2 protein-coding genes are annotated in these 2,659 nt (G+C 69.0%); both read right to left on the reverse strand.

Features of this window, described 5'->3' with window-relative positions; translation table 11 throughout:
* On the reverse strand, window positions 1-1,445 hold a 1,445-nt coding region (locus ACXJLU_RS33065; protein WP_489742421.1), incomplete at its 3' end, for an RHS repeat domain-containing protein.
* Window positions 1,442-2,659: choice-of-anchor D domain-containing protein (locus ACXJLU_RS33070; RefSeq protein WP_457337960.1), on the reverse strand; the 1,218-nt coding region annotated here is incomplete at its 5' end. The genes ACXJLU_RS33065 and ACXJLU_RS33070, both read right to left, overlap by 4 nt.

A 2,659-nucleotide genomic window follows, 5' to 3' on the forward strand; every position in this document is an offset into this window, starting at 1 on the left:
TGGAAGGTATTGGCTGCAACCGTTGCCGTCGCGCCTGCGCCTCGCGCCGCCCGGCTCTGCGTCGTACGGTCCGGGCGGCCGAACGCGTCGTACGTCACCGTGCTCGCGTAGTCCGCGTCCAGGCTCGTCACCGTCGTGCTCGGGCGGCCGAGCGCGTCGTAGCTGAGCACGCGCCGGTAGTCCTTCGCATTGGCCGCCCAGGTGTAGGTCTCGGCCAGCTCGCCGGTGCCGTTGGCCGCGGTGTCGTACTCCCAGCGGCTGTCCAGGTCCGGCTCCAGCCGGCGAGTCATGCGCCCCAGCACGTCGAACTCGAAGCTCGTGGTCTGCTGCTTCGAATCGGTCTGCTGGCGGGTCTGGCCCAGCGGGTCGACGAGGTAAGTCCAGTGCCCGAGGTTCGGGTCATCCAGCGTGGTCTTGCGGCCCAGCCGGTCGTAGCCGATCTCGATGCGGTTGCCCTTCGGGTCGATCGTGCGGGCCAGGCTACCGAAAGCCCCATAGACATAGCGCGTCGTCGCGCCGTAGGCATCGGTGACTGACGCCAGCTGGCCCGCCGCGTTGCGCACCTCGGTGCGCGCTTGTCCCTTCGCGTTGAGGCTCGTGCGGCTCAGGCCGTTGTAGCTGAAGCTCGCGCGGTCGACGCCGCTGCCGGTCTTGTTCGGTGCGTTGATCTGCCAGACCCGGCCGAGCGCGTCGCGGTCGTAGCTTGTCCACACCGGGCTCTGGCCAACGGTGTACAGGCGCGAGAGCCGCTGCACGCGGCCCTGGGCGTCGTAGACCTTCTCGCTGAGCACCGCGCTGCCGTCAAAACCCCAGTGGCGCGACAGCACCTCGTGACCGGCCGCGTCCTCGAAGGCCTCGCTCGGGCTGGCCGTCTGACTGGCCTCGTTCACGCCACCCCACTGCTGCGTGATCGTCACGGTCGCTGCGCCGTTCAGGCAGCTGTCCACGCACTGCCGGTAGGCCGTGCTGGTGGCCGTGCCGTCGGCGCGGCTCTCGCGCAGCTTGCGGCCCCAGCCGTCGTATTGCCAACGCGTGGTCAGTTGGTCGGCATCGGTCGCGCTCAGTGCGCTGCCGCTGCCGGCGTCGTGCGTGCTCGTCGTCGGGTGGCCCTTCGCGTTCGTGCTCTTCTCGGTGTAGCGGAAGCGGCTGTCGTAGTCGGAGCCATCGCTGCGCGTGTTGGTCTCGCCGGTGACTGGGTCGCGCCAGGTCACGGTGCGCTTGCGCGTCACGCCGTAGTTCGCGTCGGGCTCCATCACGGTGGTCACCGTGTAGCGCGGGTCGTCCGGCTCCACCGTCTGCTTGATCGGCGTGCCGTACCCGTCGTACTCATAGGTCACCGTGCGCGTCACGCTCTGGCCGGCCGTCTGGGCCTGCGTCATCCCGCACAGCCCCAGCAGCGCGGCCGCGATCCCGGCCCGGACCATCTTGTTTTTCGTCGTGCTCATGTGCACTTCCCCGTCTTGATCGTGCCGCTCACCCCGATCGACGCAGCGGGATAGTTGCCGCCGCTGACCTTGATGTTCTGGTTCAGCGTGCCAGCCGTGCAGCCGGTGATGAACACCACACCCACGGTGCACGACGCGCCCGCGCCGAGCTGTGCACCAGCCACGCAGGTGCCTCCCTGTCGACTGAAACTCGCCCCACCGGAGATCGCCGGCCACGTGAAGTTCAATGCGGCTGACGCCGCGCCGGTGTTGGACACCGTCACCGTCTGCACCGCAGAGGTCTGGTCCATCGTCTGAGAGCCGAACGCCAGCGATGTGGGGCTGACCGTCACCGTCGTGTTGCTCGGTGTCGGCAGCACCGTCAGCGTCACCGAGATCGGCGGCACGCTGCCTCCCATCGACGAGGTGCCGGTGATCGTGCCGGTGTAGGTGCCGGCCGTCGTCGGCGACACCACCTGCCATGAGCCGCACCCGGCCGACGCACCGCAGGTCAAGGTGTTGTTCGTCAGGCTCATGCCGCCGTTCACCGACAGCGTGAGGGTGGTGGGCGTCGGAGCGCTGTTGCTGTAGGCCGTGCTCGCCACGGCCGCCGTTGGCGCGGTGGACGAACCGCTGATCGACGTCGTGAACGTGGTGATGACCGGCAGGATGTAGCCCGTCCCCGAGACGCTGAAGCTGTTCGTGTTGAACGACGCCGCGCTCATCGTGAGGCCGCTGCCGCTGTAGCTGCCGGCACTGCTCGGCGTGAAGCTGACGGTCAGCGGGCACGAGCCGCCCGGCGCCACATTGCCGCACGCGCTGGTGTTGACACCGAAGCCCGCCGGCAGGTTGGCAACGCCGCTGTTCGCAGCCCAGTTGTAGGCCACGTTGCCGTCGTTGAAGAGGTTCACGCCCTGCGACGCCGAGCCACCCACCGCCACGTTGCCGAAGGCGAGCGCCGTGCTGCTCCAGCGAGGGACCGCGCTCTGCGTGGTCCAGGTGACGCGGGTCACTGCGGGCGCAGTGGTCGCCCCTGTCGGCACGAAGCTCTGCGTCTGGCCAAGGCCCGGCACATTGGCCGCCGCAGCGATCACCAGGCTGCAACTGCCTCCAGCGGCCACCGCGCTGCAACCGTTGCTCGCCACACTCAGCGGCGCGGCCAGCTCGGGGGATGCCAGCGTCATCGGCAGGTTGCCGTCGTTGCGGTAGGTGGCGGTCACCGTCTGCGTTCCACC

It is taken from the genome of Rhizobacter sp. P5_C2 (genome assembly GCF_054049715.1).